Consider the following 23,092-nt stretch of genomic DNA (forward strand, 5'->3'; position numbering starts at 1 on the left):
TCGACGACCAGCGTGGCCGGGTCGCTCGCCTGGCCGGCCGCCTCCCCCGCCCCGGTGTTCTCCCCCACCCCGGCAGCGGACGCGGCCGGAGACGGCAGGGCGACCAGCTCCGTGCTCGCCGTGACCGTACTCGGCCGGCCGCTCCAGTAGTGGTGCGCGGCGAATCCGGCCGCCACCACCAGCACCACGGCCAGCGCCGCCAGCGTTCGCGGTTCTGTCCGTCCACGGTCCAACGGTAGGCGCAGCCGTCCGCCCTCGGGCCCGGACCGCCGCCCGGCCCGGCCCGTACGGCCACGGGGACGTCAGGGAGCGAGGTGCTCCAGGGTGAACACGGCCACCCGGTCGGAGTACTGGGCGATGGCCGAGCCGGCGCTGCCGGACTGGTCGCCGAGGGCCGCGTAGAAGCCGCTGTGCGCGAGCCTGAGGATCACCTGGCTGGTGTTGCCAGGGTTGGGGTACAGGAAGTGGAAGATCTGGTTGCCGTAGATCCAGCCCTGGCAGTCGAAGAGGTTGAGATTGGCGCCCTCGCCGCCGGTGGCGCCGTCGTTCGGGTTCTGCTTCCACACGCCGAGGCAGTCGCCCTCGTTCTGCCGGCTGCGGAAGATGAACGACTGGTTGTCGGAGTTGTAGTGGCAGAGCTTCCACTGCTGGTTGTAGGCGCCGGTGTCGGGGTTCTGGATGGCCTGTCCCCAGGCGCTGTACTGGTTGCGCTCGACGAGTTGGTTGAAGGGCGTCCTGATCCGGTAGTAGCCGTCGTCGCAGACGTAGCCGTGCCACTCGCTGGAGGCCAGGCCCTGGGTGGCGGCCGAGGCGGGGGCGGCGAGCAGGGTCAGGCCGGACAGCGAGGCGAGGGCGGTGGCGCCGAGGGCGCGCAGCGCGGCGCCCCGGCGGGTGGTGGTGCGGTGCGGGTTCGTCACGGGATCTCCAAGGGCTGTCGGGTCGGCGGGACGGTCAGCAGCTGCTGATGAGGAGTTGGGCGGCGCGGCGTACGGTGCCGGCGGCCTCGGCGGGCGCGCAGCGGACCGAGCCGATCTCCGGGGACTCGTAGGTGGTGAAGGTCCCGGGGGACGGCGAGGTGGTGACCCAGATGCCGGTGTTGGGGCCGCCGGTCTGGGCGCAGATGCGGTTGACGTACTGGCCGGTGACGACCCGGGTGCCGCGGTAGAGGCCGTAGCGGCCGGGATCGACGAGGTCCCAGGTGTCGCTGACGGTGGTGCTGGTGGTGCTGGAGGTGGTCTTCTGTACCGAGAAGCCGACCTTCACCTCGACCTTGAGGAACAGCGCGCTCGCGGTGGCGGTGATCTCGGTCTTGTTGTCGACGGTGGTGGTCGCCGAGTTGACCCGGGTCAGGATGTCGCTGTGGTGCCCGGTGCTCCCCGGGGCGACGTTGTAGATCAGGAAGTCGGTGACGAGCGGGGTGACCTGTACGTTGACGGGTTCGGTCGTGGTGCGGTCCACGGCCGGGTTGCAGAGGGTCGGGAGGGTGTCGGCGTGGGCGGCCGGTGCCGCGCCGAGGCTCAGCAGCCCGACGGCGAGGGCGGTGGTGGCGGAGGCGGCGAGGGTGCGGCGCCGGCGGGTCCTGCGGGCGATGGTCATCCGTGCTCCTGGAGCGGTCGTGGAAAGTGAGGGGGAGGGTGTGCACGCGGCGAAGCCCGGGCGCGCACCCCGTGGAGAGACGGTGGAGAGTCTCGCGGGCGCGCGCCGGTCGCCAGTAGTGGCTGATGCCATGAACCGGCCGGGCGGTGTCACGGTCGGTTTATGACAACTGTCATGATCTATTGGCTGGTTCGGCTACAGACAGGGCGCGGCGACGGCCTCTACGCTGGCCGGACATGAGCACCTCATTCGCGGTGGCCGGTGTGGTCGATCCGGGTCGGCTGGGCCTCCTCACCCGCCGGACGTTGCTCGCCCTGGGGCCCATGTGGCTGCTGCTGGCCGCGAACGACGTCGTCTTCAACCTGGACCCGGTGCGTACCGCGCTGACGGCCCCGGTGATCGTCGCCGTCCTGGTCCAGCACACCCGGCTCGTCCGCCGGGCGGTGCCGCCTCGCGCCGTGGGCCGGGAGCCCGGTGCCGGCCCGCCGGAGGGACAGGGGTACGGCCCCCGCAGTCCCTCCGCGGCCGAGTGGCGGTGGAGCCTCGCGCTGCTGGCGGTGGCGGTCGCCACCTGGGGCGAGATGGCGGACCGTCCGTACACCGCGCTCGACTGGGCGATGGTGCCCGGGGCCATGACGGCGGCCCTGGCCCTGTCACTGCCGGCCCGGGCGCGGCGCCGGCTGCTGACGGCGGTCGCACTGGTCTGCGCGGTGCTGGGCGAGGCGGTGGCGCAGTGGCGCCACGAGACCCCCGGCCTCCTGCCCGGGGTACCGGCGGCGACCGGCGCCGGGATGCTGCTGTTCGTCGCCGCGGTGGAGCTGGTCCTGCTCCGGCTGTGGCGGGCGGTGCTGGAGGCCGAGCAGGTCCGCGAAGCCACGGCCGACCTGGCTGTGGCGGAGGAGCGGATGCGCTTCGCCGCGGACCTGCACGACCTCCAGGGCCACCGGCTCCAGGCCATCACGCTCAAGGGGGAGTTGGCCGAGCGGCTGATCGGCCGCAGCGACCACGAGGCGCGCGCCCAGCTCCGGGAGATCACCGAACTGGCGCGCGCCGCCCTGGAGGAGTCCCGGGCCGTGGTCCACGGCTACCGGAGCGCCAGCCTGGGCACCGAACTGGCCAACGCCGTAGGGCTCCTGGAGGCCGCCGGGATCCGCACCGCCGTCGACGGCGACGCCGAACGCGTCCCGCACCAGCTCCAGCCGGCCTTCGCCGCCCTGGTCCGCGAGGGCGTCACCAACATCCTGCGCCACAGCCGCGCCCGGCACTGCCGGATCACCGTCACCGCGGACGCGGGCCGGGTCCGCGTCCTGCTGTGCAACGACGGCGCCCCGGCGCACCCCGCCACCGACCGCGGCGGCAGCGGCAGTGGTAACGGCAGCGGCCTGGCCGGGCTGCGGGAACGCTTCCACGCCATCGGCGGGCACGTCGGCACCACCACCCACCCCGACGGCCGCTTCGAACTGGCCGGCCACACCGACCGGGAGGCCCCCGCGTGATCCGCATCCTGCTCGCCGAGGACGAGGACCTCACCCGCGGCGCCCTCGCGGCGCTCCTCGACCTCGAACCCGACCTGACCGTCGCCGCCCAGGCCTGCGACGGCCCCGCGGCCGTCCGGGCCGCCGCCGACCACCCGGTCGACATCGCCCTGCTGGACCTGGAGATGCCCCACCTGGACGGCGTCGGCGCCGCCCAGGCCATCCGCCGCCGCCACCCCGTCCCCGTCGTCCTCGTCACCCGCCACGCCCGGCCCGGCGTACTGCGCCGGGCACTGGCGGCGGGCATCCAGGGCTTCGTGCCCAAGACCACCCCCGCCACCCGACTGGCCGACATCCTGCGCGACGTCCACGGCGGCGGCCGCTACATCGACCACCGGCTCGCCACCCACGCCCTCACCGAGACGCCCTGCCCGCTGACCCCGCGCGAACTGGACGTGCTGCGCGCCGTCCACCGGGGCCAGCCGATCAGCGCGCTGGCCGAGCAGCACCACCTCGCCCCCGGCACCGTCCGCAACTACCTCTCGGGGGCCATCACCAAGCTCGCCGTGCGCACCCGCCACGAGGCGGCGCGGCGGGCCTGGGAGGAAGGGTGGATCTGACGGCACCGGTCCGGCCCCCTGAACCGGCGGGGCGGAAGTAGGCCGTGTTCGAATCGATGTGTCGACACAGCGTCATCACCGCAGGACAGCGCCCATTGCGGTTCGATCACGGTGTGTCCGATTCGTCGAACATTGGGGGAAAGTGTGGCGGTTGATTGTTTTGGCAGTGGTGTCGGCGGCCTTTCATAATTCCTGCCGACACGCGTGACGGAATGCCCGGAGAACCCGCTGGGGGAGTGGTTCCCGTGAGGAGCCCGCGCGTGGGATTCCGCATTCTTCACTGGGGGGATTTCCTTGCCTGAGCCCGAGAACGAGGGCGCCGCCGCCGGACCTCCGGCACCGGCCGAGCCGGCCGCCGCGCCGGGGGCCGCCGCTCCCGAGATCGCCGCGCCCGCCGCTGCCGCGCCCGACGCCCAGGCCGGCGCCGTCGCGCCGCCCGCACCGGAGCAGGCCCCGCGCCGGCTGCCGCGCGCCGTCGGCGTCGCACTGGCCACCGCCGGACTGCTCGCCGTCACCGCGACCAGCGCCGCCGTGACCGTCGCCGTCGGCAAGCCCGACACCCGCCCGGTCGCCGCGGTCGCCCCGGCCCCGTCGAAGGCGACCGCGAGCGCGAGCGCCGCCGCGAGCGCGACGCCCTCGGCCGCGCCCGTCCCGGTGCCCACCGCCGTCCCCGCCGAGCCCGCCCCCGCCAGCACCGTCAAGGGCACCGTCAGCAGCGGCAAGCACGAGGGCGACCTGCGCTACTTCCTGCTCCCCATCCCGGCCGGCGGCGAGTCCTACGGGCCCGTGGACGGGATGGCCATGAGCGACGACGACGTCGCCGACCTCTTCGGCAAGCAGGACGGCATCATGGACATCCTCAAGTCCTACGGCTACAAGGGCGGCGCGAACCGGATGTACCGGACCGCCGACGGCAAGGCCGAAGTCACCGTCACCCTGCTGAAGTTCGGCTCCACCGCGATGGCGTCCGACTTCGCCAAGAACTACAAGATCAAGTCGCTGGACCCGTTCGACATCGACGGCGACTCCGGCGGCCGCGGCTACCTGAAGGCCCCCAAGCAGCAGGCCTACACCGGCTCGATGAGCGGCATCTCCAGCCAGGGCGACGTCCAGTACACGATCGACGTCGACGTGAAGGGGACGCCCGACAAGGCGCTGCTGAACGAGCTGATGAAGCGCCAGCGCGAGTGGCTCACCACCGGCGGCTGAGCCCGGCTCCGCCCTTTCCCCGTCCTTTTCCTCCTCCTCTGGAGCCACTTCCGTGACCACCGAACCCGCGGAGCCGGTGCCCGCCGCGCCCGCCGTTCCGCCGCCGCCCGCCGCACCGCCCGTCGCGCCCGAACCCGCCGTACCCGCCGCGCCGTTCGCACCCGAGGCCGGCGCCCCGAAGGCCCCGCGCGGCCCGCGCCGCCCCCGCCCCGTGCTGCTGACCGCCTGCGCCCTGGTGCTGGGCACCCTGGCCGGCGGCGGCGTCGGCTACGCCGTGCAGGCCCAGCGCCCGCCCACGCCGCTGCCGCCGCTCCAGGCCGCCCGCCCGGCCTACCCGGCCGAGCGGGTCGACCCGGCCGCCCTCGCCGCCGAGCAGCCCGCGCCGATCGGCATCGACGGCGACCTGACCAAGCTGCTGATCGGCGCCCCCGAGGGCAGCGCCCCCTGGGACGACCACCCGGACAAGCCGAGCTGGATCTCGATCGGCGAACTCGCCGAGGAGAAGGGCGGTTCGGCCAAGAGGTTCAAGGACTTCGCCTCGCGCGGCTTCCGGCGCGCGGCCGAGGTGGACTGGAAGAAGGACGGCGTCTTCTACCGCGTCCAGCTGGTCCAGTTCACCGAGGACCGCTCCGACGAGGCGAAGACCGGTCCCGGTTACTGGCCGCTGCCGTTCGCCGAGGGCGCCAGCGGCGGCTACAAGGTGGACACCGTGCCCAGCCACTGGGCCGAGAGCACCGAGCAGTACTACTACGGCGGGGCCAGCGCCAAGCGCGGGTCGGTGCAGATGACGATCGAGGTCCTCGACACCAAGCCGGTGAACCCCGACACCCTCAAGGACCTCGCCAAGCGGCAGTGGGAGCGGCTCGCGTGAACGACGACACCATGACCACCGCCGCCGCCCCGGGCGCGCCCGAACCGGCACCCGAGGGTTCGCCCATCGGGTCCGCCGCGCCCGCAGGCCCCGCCGCGCCCGCAGGCCCGAGCCCCGCCTCCCGCCGCCTGCTGCGCGCGGGGGCCGCGACCGCCGCCGCCGCGCTGGTCGGTGTGGCCGTCGGCGTCGGCATCATCAAGACCCAGTACGACGACCCCGCGCCGGCCACCGCCGCCGCCCCGTCCACCGCTCCAACCCCCACCGCGACCGCCACGCCGTACGGCGCCAAGTCCAACGGCAGCCACTTCGGTTCGATGCGCGACCTGCTGCTGCCCGTCCCGGCCGGCTACCGGCCCGGCCCGGACGACGGCGGCTACGGCCACGACAGCGAGCAGAACGGCGAGCAGCTGTCCGCCGAGATGGACGCCGACCTCCAGCAGCTCCCCAAGGACAAGCGCGACAAGATGCGCTCCTACTGGGAGGGCATGCACGTCAAGGCCTCCGGCGTGCGCACCTACCTCGCCGACGGGGACGACCTGGTGATCGGCCTGAAGCTGCGCCAGTTCAACCAGCAGGAAGTGCAGCGGATCAACGAGTACACCGCGGTCTTCACCGGCGACACCGGCCTGTTCCGGGTCGGCCCGGCCGTCCCCGGGCACCCCGAGGCGCACTGCTACCTGATGCCGGCGCCGCCGTCCGCGCCGATCGACTACCTGGAGTGCTCGGCCGCCGAGGGCGACCTCCTGGTGGTCATGAGCGCCGAGGGCGTGGCGCCGCTGCCCAAGGACAAGATCGTCGCCCTGTTCACCCTCCAGCTCGACCGCCTCGCCCGCCCCGGAGCCTCCGTATGACCGACCACGCCACCCCGCCGCCCGCGCCCGCGAACGCGCCCGTGCCCGGGAAGGGGGCCGATCCGGTCCTGGAGGCGCTCGCCGCGCCCGTCGCCGAGCCCTTCGCCGCCGCCGAGGACCCCGCGGCCCTCGCCGAGCAGGAGGCCCGCCGCACCCGGCGCCGCAAGGCCGCGGTGCGCTGGAGCGGCGCCGTCCTGGTGTTCGCCCTCGCCGGCACCGGCAGCGCGCTGGCCGTCACCGCCCCCGACCGGACCGACCTGCCGGGCCTGGCCACCGCGAGCGACGGCCGCTACACCTTCGCGCCGCTGACGCTGCCTCCGCTGCCCGCGGGCCAGGAGGCCCCGGACGACAAGGGCAAGTCCCCGCACCACGCGGACCTGCGCCACCTGCTGCTGCCCGCGCCCAAGGAGGCCGGCGGCTCGCTGACCCCGCCGGTCTTCCCGGCGCCCACCGCGGCCGCCCCCTCGGGCTCGCCGACCGCCTCCCCGTCGGCCCCGGCCTCCCCGGCGCCCTCGGCCTCCGCGTCCGCCGGCGCCTCCGCCTCCGCCGCCGGCTCCGCCCCCGGCTCCGCGTTCGGCCAGTGGGTGCCCTGCGACGCGATCGCCGACGAGCAGCAGGACCCGGTCAAGATGCGCTCCGTGCTGCTGGAGCACGCCTGCCGCGCGGCCACCGTCCGGGAGTGGACCGCCTCCGACGGCACCCGCACCCAGATCCGGCTGCTGCGCTTCGGCTCCGTCCGGGAGTCCTGGGGCGCCTTCGCCGACGTGCGCTCCAAGGGCGGCCCCAAGGCCGCACCCTCCACCAAGGGCACCCCCCACGACGACTGGGACGCCCTCGACGGCAGCAGCCTGACCCTCGTGGAGTCCACCACGGCCGGCACCAAGGGCGCCCCCACCGCCCGCGTCGCCTACCTCTCGGCCGCCGACGTCGTCGCCGTCATCACCATGACCAACCCCGCCGGCGTGCCCACCGCGCCCTTCCGGCAGGTCGTCACCCTCCAGGGCGAACTGCTCGGCTGACCCGCCCCGTTCCACGGGGCCGGCCCCCTCCCTGCGGGGGCCGGCCCGGCGGCGTTCCCCGCCCGCGCGTCGTCCAACACCCCGTCCGTACAGGCCTTCTGACACAAGCCTTCTGGCGCAGGCCTTCTGGGACAGGATCGGGATATTTCCCGCACCGGCCCGTGAACGACCCGCCCGTACGGTGATCGCACGCCGGTGAACCGCACCGCCGGGACGACAGCAGGAGACCCCCATGCGCACGCGCCGCCTCGCCCTCACCGCCGCCGCCGTCGCGGCGATCGCCGCCACCGCCACGGCCTGCGGACCGGACAACAGCGACGCGGCCGCCCCCACCGCCCCCGTGACCAAGGCCGCCGCGCCCTCCGAGCCCGCCGCGCCCGCCACGGCCGCGCCGGCCGGAGCCGCACCGACGAAGACCGCCCCGCCCAAGTCCCCTGCCGCGCCCGCCGGTTCGGCATCCGCCGCGCCCGGCGACAAGAGCGGGTACGGCCAGGTCTGCGGTGCCAACGACCTGGACTTCGGCGCGAAGGCCGAAACCCAGGCCGGCGGCTACCTCCTGATCAGCGCCAAGGCCAAGTCGGGCATCACCTGCACGCTCCCCGCAGGCCACCCCGTCATCGCGTTCGGCTCGGGCGGCATCGAGGCCGCCGCCTTCGAGCACGGGGCGGGAGAGCAGATCACCCTGAGCGGCGCCAAGACCGTGTACGCGGGCATCATGACCAAGACCACCAAGGGCAACCAGGCGGTCCAGTACACCGACGTCATCATCGGCATCGGCACCCCCGACCCGAACCCGGTGAGCATCCCCGTCGGCACCACCCCGGTCGACAAGCCGGTCGTCACCAACTGGCACACCCTGCCGAAGGACGCCGTCCCCGTCGGCTGACACATCGTCATCTCACGGTTCCCGCAGGTGAGATGAAGGTTGACGTCAGCGCGGTGACAGTGCGGCCCGGCACCTTCGAGAGGTCCGGACCAACCCCTCGCGAGGAGCACCCATCCCTGATCTTCGGAGGGTATCCCCGGCTTCAGCCGGGGAGGGAATCCGATCCTGAGATCGGCGGCGCGGAGCGCCGCCACGTCCCTGCGCAGCGGGACGCTCGTGGTGTCTTCTGTCAGCGGCGTGTGGCATGTTGATGGTCGAGGCGGTGGAGGGGGTGGGTCGTGTTGATTCGTGCGTACAAGTTCTTGATACGGCCCACCGTGGGCCAGCAGCAGGCACTGGCTGAGATGCTGCGGGACCACTGCTCGCTCTACAACGGGGCGTTGCAGGAACGACGTGATGCCTGGCGGCATGTCTCCAGGACGACGGTCCGCTACGGCGGGCAGTCCGCGCAGCTCAAGGAGATCCGGGCGTTCGACCCGGAGTGTCAGGGCCGGTGGTCCTTCTCCTCCCAGCAGGCCACGCTTCGACGGCTGGACAAGGCGTTCGCCGCGTTCTTCCGCCGGGTCAAGTCCGGCGAGAAACCCGGCTACCCGCGCTTTCGGGGCGTGAACCGGTTCGACACGGTGGACTTCCCCAGAAACGGTGACGGCTGCCGCTGGGACTCGACCCCGCACGACCCGGTGACCCGTGTCCGTTTCCAGGGCGTCGGCCACGTCAAGGTGCATCGGCACCGTGCGGTCGGCACGGTCAAGACCGTGTCCGTCAAGCGTGAGGGCAAGCGCTGGTACGTGGTGCTGACTGCCGAGCAGGCCCGGCCCGATCCGCTGCCCGCGACCGGCAGCGTGGTCGGCATCGACATGGGCATAGCCAACTTCCTCGCCGACTCCGACGGCGAGTTCGTTGCCAACCCCCGCCACGGCCGGAAGGCCGCCGCGAAGCTCGAAGCCGCTCAGCAGGCCCTCAGTCGGTGCAAGCGCCGTGGCAATCGCCGCCGCAAGGCTGTGGAGACCGTGGCCGGGCTGCACCGTAAGGTCCGCCGTCAACGGCTCGACCATGCCCACAAGACCGCCCTCGGACTGGTCCGCGCGCATGATCTGATCGCGCACGAAGACCTCAAGATCCGCAACATGGTCAAGGCCCCCGCGCCGAAACCCGACCCCGAACAGGCAGGCGCGTTCCTGCCGAACGGGGCTGCGGCCAAGGCCGGACTCAACCGCTCGATATCGGATGCCGGATGGGGGGTGTTCCTCACGATCCTGCACGCCAAGGCTGAAAGCGCCGGACGGGAAGTGATCGCCGTGGACCCCCGCAACACCTCCCGGACGTGCCCCGCATGCGGACACACCACGGCGGAGAACCGGCCCACCCAGGACACCTTCCACTGCACCGGCTGCGCCCACCGGGCACACTCCGACACGGTGGGAGCCGTCAATGTTCTACGGGCCGGGCTGGCCCGTCGCAACGCCCGGAAGGGCTAGCGAGAAAGCCCCCGGCTTCAGCCGGGGGAGGAGTCACGACGATCACCCTCCGGCCGGGAATCACCGTGCTGTTCACCGGCGACTCGACCACCGACTGCCGCCGCCGGGAGAGCGGGGACGGCCTCGGGCACGGCTACCCGCTGCGGGTCGCCGGCGAGTGGGCCCACCGCCACCCCGACCGGCCGGTGACCTGGCTGAACACCGCGAACGCGGGCGACAAGGTGACGGACCTGGAAGCCCGCTGGCATGCGGACGTCCTCGACGCGCGCCCGGACGTCGTCTCGATCCTCGTCGGGGTCAACGACGCGGGCCGGCACATCCTCGACCCGCGGGGGTACCCGATCCCCGCCGAACGCTTCGAGGCGGGCTACGACCGCCTCCTCGCGCCCCTCGCCGAAGCGGGCACGGAACTCGTCCTCATCGAGCCGTTCCTCCTGCCGATCCGCGGCACCGTCGAGGCCGGCGCCGCGCTCATCGGCGAGAAGGAACGCGAGCAGTGGCGCGCCGACCTGGACCCGAAGATCCAGGCCGTCCGCAGGCTCGCCCGCCGCTACGGGGCCCACCTGCTCGCCGCCGACGGCAGGTTCGCCGAACTCGCCGCGACGGCCGGAGCCGAGCACTGGGCCGAGGACGGCGTCCACCCGACGCCGGCCGGCCACGCCGCCCTCGCGGCGGCCTGGCTTCGGCTGGTCGCCTGACCGGGCGCGGGCCTGCCGCCGGGCCCCCGCCGTCACCCCCGCAGCCGTGCCGCCACCGGGCGGTGGTCGCTGGGGGTGGCGGGCAGGGTCCAGGTGGCGGTGGCGGGGAGATCGCGGGTGAGGATGTGGTCGATCCGGGCCAGGGGGAGGGCGGACGGCCAGCTGAAGCCGAAGCCGCTGCGCGCGGGGGTGAGGCGGCTGGTGAGCGGGGCGAGGGCGCGGTCGTCGGCGGCGGTGTTGAGGTCGCCCAGCAGCAGGACCCGGCGCAGCGGTTCGGCGTCCAGGGCCTGGCCGAGGGCGGCGATGTCGCGGTCGCGGTGGGCGGTGGCGAAGCCGGTGGCGGTCATCCGCACCGAGGCGAGGTGGGCGACGTAGACGGCCAACGGCCCGCCGGGGGCGCTGACTTCGGCCCGCAGGGAGCGGTTCCAGCCGGGGTCGATGACCAGCCGCCGGGACTCCGTCACCGGGTAGCGGCTCCACAGCGCGACAGTGCCGGTGCGGGCGTGGTGGGGCAGCGCCTTGTCCAGCACGCCCTGGTAGGCGGGCAGGGCGGCGTCGGTGACCTCCTCCAGCGCGACCAGGTCCGGGCTGGCGGCGAGCAGGGCGCGGGCGGTGCCGGCCGGGTCCGGGTTGGCGGCGTTCACGTTGTGGGTGACCACCGTCAGCCCCGGCCCGCCGCTCCCGCCCGTCGACGCCCCGTGCGCCGGAGCCCCGCCGCCCAGCAGCAGCGGCCCGAACGCCACCACCCACACCACCGCCAGCACCCCGCCCGCGCAGGCCGCCGCCGGTGCCCGGCGCAGCGCCGCGCACAGCAGCGCCGCCACCGCCACCAGGGCGCTCCAGGGCAGGGCGCTCTCCCACAGGCTGCCCAGGCCCACGCCCAGTTCCGGCACCAGCCGGTGGCCGCCCAGGGCGAGCGCGGTGAGCAGCCCGAGCGCGGCGGGCACGCGCCCGCGCCGCCACCGGGGGACGGCGCGCCAGCGGGGTGCGGCCCGTCGCCCTCGTGCGGCCGGCCACCCGGGTGCGGCCAGCCACCGGCGTACGGCCCACCACCCGGGTGCGGCCCGTCGCCGGGACGGCCGGGCGGCCTCGGCGGGCGTGTCGGAACCGGCTGAAGCGGTCATGGCGCGCCCCCTCACCCTGCGGCGTCCGGCAGCGGCGCCGGGCAGGTCCCGCCCGGCGTCGTGAGCAGTTCGAAGTGCCAGATCTCGTTGGCGTACACCTGGCACAGCCCGTACCGGGCGCCGTTCTGGATCAGCCAGTAGTCGGCGCTGGTCGGGCCGACGTCCACCGCCTTGCCGCTGACGTGCGCGGACTTCTCCGGCGTGTTGACGAACTTCCGGGCCTGCTCCAGGCTCCCGTACGTGACCACCCCCCGGTCCAGCAGCCGCTGCTGGTAGGCCTTGCTGCGCCAGCCGGAGGTGACGGTCATCTCGATGCCCTTGGCCCGCGCGTCGACGGCCGCCTGCTGCAGGGCCTCGCGCAGCGGACCGTCCAGGTTGCCCACGGCGGGGGAGCCGGTGTCGGAGGGGGTCAGCGTCCGGCCGTCGGGTATCTCCCCGTCCGCCTCCGCCTCCGTCGTGACGGGCGGGGCGGTGACGGGCTGGGCGGTGACGGTGGCCGCCAGGGTGCGCAGGACGGCCTCGGTGCCCGGCGGGTCGGAGGCGCACGCCCCGGCCAGGGCCAGCACCGCCGTCGCGGCGGCGCCCGCGGCCAGCCGCCGCTGCCGTCCGCTCCGCGCGGTCGTCCCCGTGGCCGTCCCCGTCCTCGTCTCCGTGGCCGTCCCCGTCCTCGTCTCCGTGCCCGTGGCCGTGCTGGTCCCCGTCTCCGTCGGGGTGTCCGTCGTGTCCATTTCCTGCCTCCCGGTGGTGCTCGTCCGTTGCCGGACCATTGGAGGAAAGTCGGTGTTGCGAGGACGTCTGCGCAGGCCGATACGTTTTCGATAGGCCCCATCGGGTCCAATGGGTACGAACAGCGGAGCGAGGGAGAACGGCACGTGCGGGTCCTGGTGGTGGAGGACGAGATCTACCTCGCGGAGGCGGTCCAGGCCGGTCTGCGGCTGGAGGCGATGGCCTGCGACATCGTCACCGACGGCGACGCGGCGCTGGAGCGCCTGGCCGTCCACAGCTACGACGTCGTCGTCCTCGACCGCGACATCCCCGGCACCCACGGCGACGACGTCTGCCGCAGCATCGTCCGGCAGGGCCTGGGCTGCCGGGTGCTGATGCTCACCGCCGCCGCCCGCCTGAACGAGAAGGTCGCCGGCTTCGAACTCGGCGCCGACGACTACCTCACCAAGCCCTTCGACCTCGCCGAACTCGTCGTCCGGCTGCGCTCCCTGGCCCGCCGCCCGGCCCAGGCCGCCCCGCCCGTCCTGGAGTACGCCGGGCTGCGCCTGGACCCCTTCCGCCGCGAGGTCTACCGCGACGGCCGCTACGTGGGCCTGTCCCGCAAGCAGTTCGCCGTCCTGGAGGTCCTGATGGCGGCGCACGGCGGCGTCATCAGCGCCGAGGACCTGCTGGAACGCGCCTGGGACGAGAACGCCGACCCCTTCACCAACGCGGTCCGCATCACCATCTCCGGCCTGCGCAAACGCCTCGGCGACCCGTGGGTGATCCAGACCGTGCCGGGCGTGGGCTACCGCCTCACCGACCCGCGCCAGGAAGGCACCCCGCAGTGAACCCCGACCCCGGTCCCTCCTCTTCCGCCTCCGGGCGCCGTACGGGCGGACGCCGCACCGGAACCCGCCCGCGCCGACTGACCGCCCGGATGCGCCTGACCCTCAGCTACACCCTCTTCGCCGTCACCGCCGGCGTCCTCTGCCTCGCCGTCGTCTACGTCGGCATGCGCTACGTGCCCAACTACCCCCTCACCTCCTCCAACCCGCGCTACCGCTCCGACGCCCCCTCCCGCCAGGAGATCCTGCGCTCCCTGCTCACCGCCAGCGGCTACGCCCTGGCCCTGCTGACCGCCGTCGGCCTGGTCGGCGGCTGGCTGATCGCCGGCCGGGTGCTGCGCCCGCTGCAGGACATCACCCGCGCCGCCCACCGCGCCGCGGGCGGGGCACTGGAACACCGCATCGCCCTCACAGGGCCGCGCGACGAGTTCACCGACCTCTCCGACGCCTTCGACGAGATGCTCGCCCGCCTCCAGCACTCCTTCGAGGCCCAGCAGCGCTTCGCCGCCAACGCCTCCCACGAACTGCGCACCCCGCTGGCGATCACCCGCACCATGCTCCAGGTCGCCGCCGCCGACCCGGCCGGCCAGGACTGGGGCCGGCTCGTCAGCCGCCTCCAGGACACCAACCAGCGCGGCATCGAGATCAGCGAGGCCCTGCTCCAGCTCGCCGACCTCGGCCACGCCCCGCCCGACCTCGCCCCCACCGACCTCGCCACCGCCACCGGCGAGGCACTGGCCGCCGTCCGCGACGAGGCCCGGACCCTCGGCGTCACCCTCACCGCCGACCTGCGCCCCGCCCCGACCGCCGGCAACCCCGTCCTGCTGCGCCAGGCGGCCGTCAACCTGCTGCACAACGCCCTGCGGCACAACCTGCCGACCGGCGGGCGGGTCACCGTCGCCACCGGGGCCGACCCCGAACGGCCCGGGCGGGTACGCCTGACCGTCGCCAACACCGGCCCCCAGCTGACGGCGGAGGCCGTGGCCACCTTCACCGAACCGTTCCTGCGCGGCCGCGGCCGCACCGCCGAGACCGACCCGGCCCGCCGCGGCCACGGCCTGGGCCTGGCCATCGTCGCCGCCGTCACCGACGCCCACCACGGGGCCCTCCACCTCGCCCCCGAACCCGCCGGCGGCCTTCGCGTCACCCTCGACCTGCCGGGCCTGCCCGGTCTGCCCGGTTCTCGTTGACGTCACGGTGAAAGAGCCGTGTGGGAAGGTGGCGGCCATGCCGCAGCTCGGTCGCCGCCTCCGTTCCCTCCGTTTCCTCCAGTCCCTCCGGTTCACGTTCGGGCTCGCTCCGACGGGCTTCGCCGCAAGCCGGGAGACGGGCGACCCGGCCCTGGAGCACGCCCTGGCCGGCCCGGCGACGCTCTGCGGAATCCCCCGGCGCCGGGTGACGGTCTACCGGCATCCGTTCGTCGCGAGGAAGCGGCCCGGAAGCTGCCCGCGGTGCAGGGCGAAGGCCGTCGACGCCCCGTCCGGGCCCTGAGCGGAGGCGTCCTCGGAGCCGACCTCGAACGCTTGAAGCCGCGCTCGAACCCGACCGGGACGGCCGTACCGCCTGCCGTCGCCGAGTACGACCGGTCGCCGAGCACGACCGCAGGCGTCCGCCGCCGATCGTCCTCAGTCGGTCACGGGGAAGCGGTCGATGTTGCGTTCCACCCAGGTGCGCAGGTGCGCCAGCGGGGCGCAGGCGTCCACGCCCAGCGGGGTGAGGCTGTACTCGACCCGCGGGGGGACCTCGGCGTGGATCTCGCGGTGGACCAGGCCGTGCTCCTCAAGCCTTCGCAGGGTCTGGGTGAGGACCTTCGGGCTGACGCCCTGCAGGCGGGTGCGCAGCGCGCCGAAGCGCTGCGGGCCGTCCTCCAGGGCGCCCAGGGCGAGGGCGCTCCACTTGTTGGCCAGCAGGTCGAGCATGTCGCGGCAGGGGCAGGCCGCGGCGTAGACGGACTTGGGGTCGGTGCAGTCGGGGGCGTGGGTCTTCGCCGTACGGGTCGTCGTCACGCGCCGATGGTACCCATTGGTACCCATCGGGTACTGCTTTGGTACCCAACGGGTACCAATGGTCCTTGCGGGTAACCACTACCTTCCGCATACCGTCTCCGACGTGCCCGGACACCCCGGGCGCCCCGAGGAGGAGAGCCCTGATGACCGCCATGCCCGCGACGCCCCCGACGCCCCCGACGCCCGAGACCGCCGGGATCCCGGCGACGATGCCCGCCGTCGCCTACCGCCGGAGCCTGCCGGTCGACGACCCGCAGAGCCTGCTCGACGTCGAGCTGCCCGTGCCCCGGCCGGGCCCGCACGACCTGCTGGTGCGGGTCGAGGCGGTGGGCGTCAACCCGGTGGACCACAAGGTCCGCCAGAGCGCCGACCCGGGCGGCGAGCCGCGGGTGCTGGGCTGGGACGCGGCCGGCACCGTGGTCGCGGTCGGCCCGCAGACGGAGCTGTTCCGGGTCGGCGACGAGGTGTACTACGCCGGAGCCCTGGACCGGCCCGGCGCCGACTCCCGCTACCACGCGGTGGACGAGCGCCTGGTCGGACGCAAGCCCGCCACCCTCTCCTTCGCCGGGGCCGCAGCGCTCCCGCTGACCGCGCTCACCGCCTGGGAGGGCCTCTTCGAACGCCTCGGCCTGGGCACCGGCGGACCGGAACAGGGCGGCACCCTGCTGGTGACCGCCGCCGCGGGCGGCGTCGGCTCCCTCGTCACCCAGCTCGCCCGCGCCCTCACCGGCCTGACCGTGATCGGCACCGCGTCCCGCCCGGAATCGGCCGACTTCGCCCGCCGCATGGGCGCCGACCACGTGATCGACCACAGCCGCCCGCTCGGCCCGCAGCTGGTCGAGGTCGCCCCCGGCGGCCTCGACCACGTCTTCAGCACCGTCGCCACCGACCGCAACCTCACCGCCTACGCCGAGGCCCTGAAGCCCTTCGGCGGCATCGTCGCCGTCGACGACTTCGACTCCCTGGACATCGGCGTCCTCAAGGGCAAGAGCATCTCCTTCCACTGGGAGTTCATGTTCACCCGCTCCCTGCACGCCACCGCCGACCGGGCGGTGCAGCACCGCATCCTCGACCGGGTCGCCCGCCTCGTGGACGCGGGCGTCCTCACCACCACCGCCACCCGCGACCTCGGCCCCGTCAACGCCGCCAACCTCCGGGCGGCCCACCGCCTCCAGGAGTCCGGTACGGCGATCGGCAAGACGACCCTCACCGGGTTCTGAGCCGGTGCCCTCCCGCCGCACCGGCCAGATCGAGGCCCTCATCGCCACCGGCGCCGGGGCGGTGGCGGCCCTGGCCGCCCGGGCCCTGCTGTCCGGCGTCTACCAGCACCACGGGCAGGACCCGACCGTGCCCGCCGGGCTCGACGCCGCCGTCCTGGCCACCGGCGCCGCCACGGCCGCCCTGCTCTACCGGTGGCTGCGCCGCCGCCCGGGAGACTGACCCCCGCCCCCCGCCCGCCGGATCCCCGTTCCGCCCGTGCCGGCGCGGGCGCCCTCGGCGGGCGTGGGGGAGCGGGGGAGCGGAAGTGGCGGTGGATCCGGTGCGGGTCTGCCAGGCTGTTCCGGTGTTCGAGTTCCGTCTCTGGCTTGCCGCGTTCCCGGAACCCGTACCCGAAGCCGAAGCCCGCAGCTACTGGAACCTGAAGGACCACCCCACCCCGCACCTCGACGGAGCCCTGAGGCGCGCGGACTACGTCTACGTCGGCGCCTGGGGGGACAGCCACCTGTCGGACGAGCCGCAGTCCGGCCGCTGCCCCGCCGTCAGGATCTTCGACTGGTTGTTCTACCGCGGGACCATCGACAGCTACCAAGCGCCGCTTCTCGACGCCCGGTTGAGGGACGAACTCATCAGGATCCACCAGCCCCGCCCGGGTGACCTGCCCGCGGAGTCCACCGACGCGGAGACGATCGCCGCGTTCCTCACGGCGCACCTCGGCCGGTACCTGCTGCCCGAGGAGGAGCCACCGGCCACGGCATGACACGTCGGACGGGCCGGCTTCCCGCTCCCGCAGGCCGGGCGGGGCCTCCGGTCAGGGGACGGACCGTCCCGCCAACCGGTCGGTGTGGCGCGGGAAGTCGGACGGGCCGACTTCCTGCGCCGGGCGACTGCCGAGGGCCCGGCGCAGGTGCCGGATCTCCGCGTGGGCCTCGGCGAGTTGGCGGCGGGCGTCGGGCTGGGAGGACGGCGGGGGCGGCGCCCCGGTGGTGCGGCGCAGGGCCGCGACCCACTCGTCCTCCTCCGCCGGGTCCACCCCGCAGGCCCGGACGAACTCGACGAGGACCCGCTCGGTGCAGTCCCGCTCGCCCGCCAGCACCCCGTGCAGGGTGCTGCGCGGCAGGTGGCTCACCGCGCCCCGCACCGCGCGGGTCTCCAGCTCGCGCAGGGTCGGGCTCCCGGCGCGCAGCCGCAACCGCCGCATGGCGACGAGCAGTTCGGAACGCTCCGTGACGTACCGCAGGGCCCGGTGCGCGGCCGGTCCGCAGCCCGCGACCTTCCCCCTCCGGCCGGGTCTGCGGGCGTCGGCGCGCAGCCACAGCCGCTCGGCGGTGCGCACCGAGCCGCCGCAGGCCCGGACGTAGGCCTCGGTGACCGGCCAGGTCGGCACCGTACGGCCCTCGTCCGCGCGGGAGAGGGTGGCGAGGGAGACGGGCCGGGTGAATTCGACGGTCTTGCACGCCATCTGGCTGTAGGTGAGGCCGGAGCGCTCGCGCAGTCCGCGCAGCCACCGCGCGAGCGTCCGGACCTCCTTGTCCTGCTCAGCCAGGGCGCTGTTCAGGCGCCCCACCGGCCGCCTCCTAGCGGGCCCGGTGGACGGTGAGCGCCTCGGCCAGGCGGCGGACCAGCTCTATGCCGAGCAGTCCGGCGCCGGCCAGGGTGGCGACGGCGGTGCGGGCGGGGGTGCCGAGGGTGGTCAGGGCGGTGGTGAGGAGGAGGACGACGACCACGAGCACGGTGGCCGGGACCGGCACCGGGATGCCGGGGGCCGTCCGGACCTCGACGCACGCCGCGTTCGCGGCCGGGGTGTACTGCTGTTCCATGCGGTCTCCGCTTCGCTGGGTTGCGGTTGCTGCCACTCGACCGGGGTCCTCACGCGCCCGTCCGGCCTTCCAGAGCCGGGCGGGCTGGACACCCACGCACAGGGTCGCCGTGTACCACGGGGGCGGTCCAACGGTTTACGCCGCCGTTTCTCGCCTTGTCCCAGTCGAAATTGAAAAACCGTCAGAAGGAATTCGCAGCTCATGGCCGTCCGGCCGTCCGCACCCCCGGGTCCCGCTGCCCGCCGTGTCCGACCTCCCGCGCGCTTTCGGGCTTGCCGCGAGGAAATCGAAACGCCATCCTCAGTGGATATCGGCGGGGTGAGCGCCCCGCACCAGCCCAGCCCCGGCCAGGAGCCGGAGGCGCCAGGGCCCGGCGCGGCATTGGCCTGTCGCGCCCCATGCACGCGGTCTCCCCGGCCGTTGCCACTCGACACCACCCAGGGGATCCGGCTTGCCCTGTTCCAGCAGGGCGGGCCAGCTGCGGCACCTTCTGCCGCGCCGAAGTCCGCACCACCGGGCCGGTCGGTCCGTCGGCCGGCTGCCGGTCAGTCGGTCGGCCGGCCCGCCTGCCGGTCCGTCGGCCGGTCCTCCCGCTGGTCGTCCCGCCGGTCCGCCGCGACCGGCAGCAGGCCGCGCTCGCCGAACACCTTCTTGGCGACGAAGGTGGCGTTCAGGGCCTTCGGGAAGCCGCAGTAGCCGGCGGAGTGCAGCAGCGCCTCGACGATCTCCTGCGGCGTGAGCCCGACGTTCAGCGAGGCGTTGACATGGACCTCCAGCTGCGGCTCGCACCCGCCGAGCGCGGTGAGCATGCCCAGGGTGACCAACTGCCGATCGCGCGGCGGTAGCCCCGGCCGGCTGTAGATCTCCCCGAACCCCCAGGCGACCACCTGGTGCCCGAGCTCCGGACTGACGTCGCCCAGCGCGTCCACCACCCGCCGCCCGACCTCGCCGTCGATCCGCTCCAGCACCTCCAACCCGCGTGCGAAACGCTCCCGGCGGACCTCGGCCTCGTGCGCGGACCTGCTCATCGGCGCCGCTCCTCTCCCGTTCCCGCGCCGCCGACCACGTGCGGAGGCGACCACGGCAGAAACCGTAGAACTTGGAGTGCGCTCCAAATCAAATCCGACACGCATCCCGCCCCGCAGGAAAATTTGCGGTCCAGACCCCCTGAAATGCCATCACTGTGCCCCGACTGTGCCGAAAGATTTCCTGCGGCCGTACCATCCGAGGGAACGGCCGCAGCCCCCGCGGCCGCGCCCAGAGTCCCGAGTCCCGCGAGACGGAGTCACCGTGCCCCCGAACGTCTTCCGCAACGGCATCGGACGGCTGCTCCCCTCCCGGGGTCCTGACGGCCTGAGAGTCTGGAGCATCGACCAGGCACCGAGGAGCACGCTGTACGGCGCCCCCGTCGAGGCCACCATCCTGCTCGAAGACACCGACGACCTCGACCGGGCCGACCTCCCCCTGGTCGCCGAGGTCCTCGGCAGGATCGACCACTACCTCGAGACGGCGCTCCACTTCGTGCGCGAGGCAGTGGCGGCCGACCCGGCGCTCTTCGGCCTCACCGAAGCGGAGTCACAGCCCTACCTCCGCCTGCCGGCCGCGGACTTCCCACTGGACTCCCCCCAGCTCAACTTCTACCTCGACGAGTGGCACCTCCACTTCGCCGAAGGCCGCCTGCCCATCTGCGACCCCTACGGCCTCGCGGTCGTCTTCGACGGCCAACAGCCACTGAGAGTGGAAGACCTGAGCGACGCCACCCCCATCGACCCCGACACCACCGAGATCCCGGGCCGGCAGAACACCTGACCCACCCCTCGCCCACCCCGACTTTCCACGCCATGCCACTCCCGCCACCCCTCGCCCACCCGCAGTTCCCCGGGCCCCGGCCCGCACAGAATGGAGGGTGGGCGCGCGGGCCGGAGCGGAAAGTCAGCGGGCCCGACTTCCTGCTTCGTTGCTCCGGACCCCTCGCCCCTGCTCCGCTGGGTGGGGATGTGGGCGGGGTGATTGAGAAGTCGGCGGGCTCGACTTCCTGTGTGCGGCACTCCCATCACCCCTCCACATCGCTCTGCCGGGTGGGGGTGGGGGTTGGAATGGAGTGAGAAGTCGGAGGGGTCGACTTCTCGTGCCGCATCGATGTTCGCCGGGTGCAGCTCGGTCAGCCTCGCTCGTCCGCCCGCAGGTTGGCTGGCAGTCCCTCTTTTTGGGCCCCGGCCTGCGCGGCGTGGCGGGTGAGCACGGAGGCTGGAGTGGGAAGTCGGCGGGTCCGACTTCTCGTGCTGCGCGACTCCGTTCCCTTCCGGCTTCGCTGGGTGAGGGCGGGTGAAGTGGGAAGTCGGATGGCTCGACTTCCCACGCTGCGCTGGTCCGTTGATGGCTGCGGCGAGCGGATCGGAGTGAGAAGTCGATGGGGCTGACTTCCTGTGCTTCGCTGCTCTGCTCCCTCGCCCCTGCTCCGTTGGCTGGGGATGTGTGGGCGGGTGAGTGGGAAGTCGGTAGGGCCAAGGTCTCGTGCGTGCGGGGCGGCTGGTGGGGAAGTTCCTGCGCGAGGTGGGGTGGGAAGTCGGTGGGCTCGACTTCCTGTGCTGCGTTGGGAAGTTGGTGGAGCGACTGCGGTGAGCGGGGCGGAGTGGGAAGTCGGCGGGGCCGACTTCTCGTGCCGGGTAGGGCAGTCGATGGGGAAGTGCACGTGCGAGGTGGAGTGGGCAGTCGACGGGGTCGACGGCCCACTGTGCTGCGCTGGGCGGTTGGTGGGGTGGGTGCGCGGGCGGTTGGTGGGGAAGTGCCCGCGCGAGGTGGAGCGGGAAGTCGGTGGGGCCGACTTCCCGCGTTGCGCTGGGTGGGGCGGGGGTCAGGAGCGGTGGTACTGGATGGGGGTGGTGACTTCGGCGCCGAGGGTGGTGGCGGCGTGGCGGGCCCAGTAGGGGTCGCGCAGCAGTTCGCGGCCGATCAGGACGGCGTCGGTGCGGCCTTCGGTGAGGAGGGTCTGGGCCTGGGCGGGGTCGGTGATCAGGCCGACGGCGGCCACCGGCAGGTCGGTCTCGCGGCGTACGGCCTCGGCGAAGGGCACCTGGAAGCCGGGCGCGGCCTCGATCCGGGCGTCGGGGACGAGGCCGCCGGTGGAGACGTCGAGCAGGTCGACGCCGTGGGCCCGGAGCTCCTTGGCGAGGCGGACGGTGTCCTGGGAGGTCCAGCCCTCGCGGTCGTCCTCCGGGTTCTCGGTGAGCCAGTCGGTCGCGGAGACGCGGAAGAAGACCGGCAGGTCCTCGGGCCACACCGAGCGGACGGCGTCGACGACCTCCAGCGCGAAGCGGATGCGGCCCTCGAAGGAGCCGCCATAGCCGTCGGTGCGCCGGTTGGTGTGGGGGGAGAGGAACTGGTGCACGAGGTAGCCGTGGGCGCCGTGGACCTCGGCGACCTGGAAGCCTGCGTCGAGCGCGCGCCGGGCGGCGTCGGCGAACTGCCGCACGATCTCGCCGATCTGCTCCTCGGTGAGCTCGTCCGGCGTGGTGTGGGCGGGGGAGAAGGCCTCGGTGCCGGGGCCGACCGGGGTCCAGCCGTGCTCCTCGTCCGGGGCGACGGGGCGTCCGCGGTCGACCCAGGTGCGCTCGGTGGAGGCCTTGCGGCCGGCATGGGCGAGCTGGATGGCCGGGACGGTGCCCTGGCTCTTCAGGAAGGCGGTGATCCGGCGGAAGGCCGCGGCCTGCTCGTCGTTCCAGATGCCGAGGTCGTACGGGCTGATGCGTCCCTCGGGGCTGACCGCGGTGGCTTCCGTGATGATCAGCCCGGTGCCGCCGGCGGCGCGGGCCGCGAGGTGGGTGAAGTGCCAGTCGGTCGGGACGCCGGCCGCGGCGCCGTCCGGGGCCGCGCTGTACTGGCACATCGCCGGCATCCAGATCCGGTTGGGGACGGTCAGGGACCGCAGGGTGAGCGGGGCGAAGAGAGAGGTGCTCATGTCGGACTCCCGGTGGGGTCGGCTGACGCCAGGACGCAGGTGAAGCAAGGATGCGGGGTGGAGCAAGGGACGCAGGGCGATGCAAGGGCGAGCATGCAACTTTTGCAGCTGCATTTACACTCGTAAACAATAGTTGCGTGCGCACGGACTCGCAAGGGTTCCCCGTCGGCGCGCCCTCCCGACACCCTCCCACCTGCGACAATCGCTTCCATGATCGAATCCGCAGCCACCAGCATCCCGGAAACGCCCCTCACCGTCGCCGCCGCCGCGATCATCCAGGACGGCCGGCTCCTGGTCGTCAGCAAGCAGGCCGCCCCCGAGGTCTTCTACCTCCCCGGCGGCAAGCCCGACCCCGGCGAGGACGCCCTCCAGGCGCTGGCCCGCGAACTGGGCGAGGAGCTCGGCGCGGCCCCGGTCGACCCCCGCCACCTCACCGACATCCGCGCCACCGCCGCCCTCGAAGGCGTGCCCATGCTGATGACCGTCTTCACCGCCACCCTGGACCGCGAGCCCGTCCCCGCCGCCGAACTCGCCGACCTGCGCTGGACCGACGGCCGCGACGACACCCTGCGCCTGGCCCCCGCCGTCCGCGACCACCTCCTGCCCCTGCTGCGCGAACGCGGCGACCTGGCCTGACCCGCAGGCCCGGCCCGCCCAGAGGCCCGGAGACCCGAAGACCCGCAGGCCCGCAGACCGCGACGGCCCCCGCC

25 protein-coding genes and 1 pseudogene are annotated in these 23,092 nt (G+C 73.8%); 16 read left to right on the top strand and 10 right to left on the bottom strand.

The features are described 5' to 3' along the window. From ACFU7Z_RS12760 to ACFU7Z_RS12770, 3 genes and pseudogenes are all read right to left on the bottom strand, one after another. Window positions 1-188: pseudogene (locus ACFU7Z_RS12760) on the bottom strand (ComEA family DNA-binding protein); the annotation flags it as partial. Window positions 189-302: 114 nt separating this feature from the next. After that, window positions 303-917: an RICIN domain-containing protein gene (locus ACFU7Z_RS12765; protein WP_380777521.1), complete on the bottom strand. Its 615-nt coding sequence runs from the start codon at window positions 915-917 to the stop codon at window positions 303-305. Between the two features lie 34 nt (window positions 918-951). Continuing rightward, window positions 952-1,596 carry a hypothetical protein gene (locus ACFU7Z_RS12770; protein ID WP_380777522.1) on the bottom strand — a complete coding sequence of 215 codons (645 nt, stop codon included), beginning with the start codon at window positions 1,594-1,596 and terminating at the stop codon, window positions 952-954. Window positions 1,597-1,832: 236 nt separating this feature from the next. Here ACFU7Z_RS12770 and ACFU7Z_RS12775 point away from each other — a divergent pair, with 236 nt between their 5' ends. The 9 genes from ACFU7Z_RS12775 to ACFU7Z_RS12815 all read left to right on the top strand — a co-directional run bounded on the left by ACFU7Z_RS12775 (window position 1,833) and on the right by ACFU7Z_RS12815 (window position 10,703). Next, window positions 1,833-3,092 (top strand): sensor histidine kinase, encoded by a 1,260-nt coding sequence (locus ACFU7Z_RS12775; RefSeq protein ID WP_380777523.1) that lies wholly within the window; start codon window positions 1,833-1,835, stop codon window positions 3,090-3,092. Continuing rightward, window positions 3,089-3,691, top strand: coding sequence for a response regulator (locus ACFU7Z_RS12780; protein ID WP_380777524.1), 603 nt, complete (start codon window positions 3,089-3,091; stop codon window positions 3,689-3,691). The genes ACFU7Z_RS12775 and ACFU7Z_RS12780 overlap by 4 nt, the downstream gene beginning before the upstream one ends. 294 nt (window positions 3,692-3,985) lie before the next feature. Further along, window positions 3,986-4,900, top strand: a complete 915-nt coding sequence (locus tag ACFU7Z_RS12785) for a hypothetical protein (RefSeq protein WP_380777525.1) — start codon at window positions 3,986-3,988, stop codon at window positions 4,898-4,900. A 52-nt stretch (window positions 4,901-4,952) separates the two neighbouring features. Further along, window positions 4,953-5,771 (top strand): hypothetical protein, encoded by an 819-nt coding sequence (locus ACFU7Z_RS12790; protein WP_380740498.1) that lies wholly within the window; start codon window positions 4,953-4,955, stop codon window positions 5,769-5,771. Beyond that, a complete protein-coding gene (locus ACFU7Z_RS12795) occupies window positions 5,768-6,622 on the top strand; it encodes a hypothetical protein (RefSeq protein ID WP_380777526.1) in 855 nt (284 codons plus the stop codon). The genes ACFU7Z_RS12790 and ACFU7Z_RS12795 overlap by 4 nt, the downstream gene beginning before the upstream one ends. Continuing rightward, window positions 6,619-7,641 carry a hypothetical protein gene (locus tag ACFU7Z_RS12800; RefSeq protein WP_380777527.1) on the top strand — a complete coding sequence of 341 codons (1,023 nt, stop codon included), beginning with the start codon at window positions 6,619-6,621 and terminating at the stop codon, window positions 7,639-7,641. Before ACFU7Z_RS12795 ends, ACFU7Z_RS12800 begins: the two co-directional genes overlap by 4 nt. A gap of 232 nt (window positions 7,642-7,873) precedes the next feature. Continuing rightward, window positions 7,874-8,527, top strand: a complete 654-nt coding sequence (locus ACFU7Z_RS12805; protein ID WP_380777528.1) for a hypothetical protein — start codon at window positions 7,874-7,876, stop codon at window positions 8,525-8,527. Between the two features lie 281 nt (window positions 8,528-8,808). Next, on the top strand, window positions 8,809-10,005 hold the full coding sequence (locus ACFU7Z_RS12810; protein ID WP_380777540.1) for an RNA-guided endonuclease InsQ/TnpB family protein: 1,197 nt from the start codon (window positions 8,809-8,811) through the stop codon (window positions 10,003-10,005). A 65-nt stretch (window positions 10,006-10,070) separates the two neighbouring features. Then, window positions 10,071-10,703 (top strand): SGNH/GDSL hydrolase family protein, encoded by a 633-nt coding sequence (locus ACFU7Z_RS12815; RefSeq protein ID WP_380777529.1) that lies wholly within the window; start codon window positions 10,071-10,073, stop codon window positions 10,701-10,703. A gap of 32 nt (window positions 10,704-10,735) precedes the next feature. Here the strand turns inward: ACFU7Z_RS12815 and ACFU7Z_RS12820 are convergent, their stop codons facing one another. Next, a complete protein-coding gene (locus ACFU7Z_RS12820; protein WP_380777530.1) occupies window positions 10,736-11,650 on the bottom strand; it encodes an endonuclease/exonuclease/phosphatase family protein in 915 nt (304 codons plus the stop codon). Between the two features lie 188 nt (window positions 11,651-11,838). Then, window positions 11,839-12,555, bottom strand: coding sequence for a M15 family metallopeptidase (locus ACFU7Z_RS12825; RefSeq protein WP_380777531.1), 717 nt, complete (start codon window positions 12,553-12,555; stop codon window positions 11,839-11,841). A 144-nt stretch (window positions 12,556-12,699) separates the two neighbouring features. Between ACFU7Z_RS12825 and ACFU7Z_RS12830 the strand changes: the two genes are divergently transcribed. Then, window positions 12,700-13,383, top strand: a complete 684-nt coding sequence (locus tag ACFU7Z_RS12830) for a response regulator transcription factor (protein ID WP_380777532.1) — start codon at window positions 12,700-12,702, stop codon at window positions 13,381-13,383. Between the two features lie 89 nt (window positions 13,384-13,472). Continuing rightward, window positions 13,473-14,570 (top strand): sensor histidine kinase, encoded by a 1,098-nt coding sequence (locus ACFU7Z_RS12835; protein WP_380777533.1) that lies wholly within the window; start codon window positions 13,473-13,475, stop codon window positions 14,568-14,570. Window positions 14,571-15,005: 435 nt separating this feature from the next. On the opposite strand, the gene ACFU7Z_RS12840 is transcribed toward ACFU7Z_RS12835, so the two are convergent. Further along, the gene (locus ACFU7Z_RS12840) at window positions 15,006-15,386 is read right to left on the bottom strand and encodes a winged helix-turn-helix transcriptional regulator (protein ID WP_380777534.1); all 381 of its coding nucleotides are present in this window, start codon (window positions 15,384-15,386) and stop codon (window positions 15,006-15,008) included. A gap of 209 nt (window positions 15,387-15,595) precedes the next feature. On the opposite strand from ACFU7Z_RS12840, the gene ACFU7Z_RS12845 reads away from it, so the two are divergent. The 3 genes from ACFU7Z_RS12845 (at window position 15,596) to ACFU7Z_RS12855 (ending at window position 17,364) form a co-directional block, all read left to right on the top strand. Then, the gene (locus ACFU7Z_RS12845) at window positions 15,596-16,606 is read left to right on the top strand and encodes a zinc-binding alcohol dehydrogenase family protein (protein ID WP_380777541.1); all 1,011 of its coding nucleotides are present in this window, start codon (window positions 15,596-15,598) and stop codon (window positions 16,604-16,606) included. Window positions 16,607-16,610: 4 nt separating this feature from the next. After that, window positions 16,611-16,826 (top strand): hypothetical protein, encoded by a 216-nt coding sequence (locus ACFU7Z_RS12850; protein WP_380777535.1) that lies wholly within the window; start codon window positions 16,611-16,613, stop codon window positions 16,824-16,826. 124 nt (window positions 16,827-16,950) lie between these two features. Continuing rightward, window positions 16,951-17,364 (top strand): hypothetical protein, encoded by a 414-nt coding sequence (locus tag ACFU7Z_RS12855; RefSeq protein ID WP_380777536.1) that lies wholly within the window; start codon window positions 16,951-16,953, stop codon window positions 17,362-17,364. Window positions 17,365-17,415: 51 nt separating this feature from the next. Here ACFU7Z_RS12855 and ACFU7Z_RS12860 read toward each other — a convergent pair whose 3' ends face one another. The 3 genes from ACFU7Z_RS12860 to ACFU7Z_RS12870 all read right to left on the bottom strand — a co-directional run bounded on the left by ACFU7Z_RS12860 (window position 17,416) and on the right by ACFU7Z_RS12870 (window position 19,452). Then, window positions 17,416-18,171, bottom strand: a complete 756-nt coding sequence (locus ACFU7Z_RS12860) for a helix-turn-helix domain-containing protein (RefSeq protein ID WP_380777537.1) — start codon at window positions 18,169-18,171, stop codon at window positions 17,416-17,418. Between the two features lie 10 nt (window positions 18,172-18,181). Then, window positions 18,182-18,424, bottom strand: coding sequence for a hypothetical protein (locus tag ACFU7Z_RS12865; protein WP_049649932.1), 243 nt, complete (start codon window positions 18,422-18,424; stop codon window positions 18,182-18,184). Window positions 18,425-18,969: 545 nt separating this feature from the next. After that, the gene (locus tag ACFU7Z_RS12870) at window positions 18,970-19,452 is read right to left on the bottom strand and encodes a carboxymuconolactone decarboxylase family protein (protein WP_380777538.1); all 483 of its coding nucleotides are present in this window, start codon (window positions 19,450-19,452) and stop codon (window positions 18,970-18,972) included. A 262-nt stretch (window positions 19,453-19,714) separates the two neighbouring features. On the opposite strand from ACFU7Z_RS12870, the gene ACFU7Z_RS12875 reads away from it, so the two are divergent. Further along, window positions 19,715-20,233: a hypothetical protein gene (locus ACFU7Z_RS12875; RefSeq protein ID WP_380740472.1), complete on the top strand. Its 519-nt coding sequence runs from the start codon at window positions 19,715-19,717 to the stop codon at window positions 20,231-20,233. 1,045 nt (window positions 20,234-21,278) lie between these two features. Here the strand turns inward: ACFU7Z_RS12875 and ACFU7Z_RS12880 are convergent. Beyond that, complete coding sequence (locus tag ACFU7Z_RS12880; protein ID WP_380777539.1) at window positions 21,279-22,382, bottom strand: NADH:flavin oxidoreductase/NADH oxidase; 1,104 nt, start codon at window positions 22,380-22,382, stop codon at window positions 21,279-21,281. A 210-nt stretch (window positions 22,383-22,592) separates the two neighbouring features. On the opposite strand from ACFU7Z_RS12880, the gene ACFU7Z_RS12885 reads away from it, so the two are divergent. Beyond that, window positions 22,593-23,018, top strand: coding sequence for an NUDIX domain-containing protein (locus ACFU7Z_RS12885; protein WP_074005315.1), 426 nt, complete (start codon window positions 22,593-22,595; stop codon window positions 23,016-23,018). Window positions 23,019-23,092: the final 74 nt, after the last annotated feature.

Source organism: Kitasatospora sp. NPDC057518, assembly GCF_042802075.1.
GTDB lineage: Bacteria > Actinomycetota > Actinomycetes > Streptomycetales > Streptomycetaceae > Kitasatospora.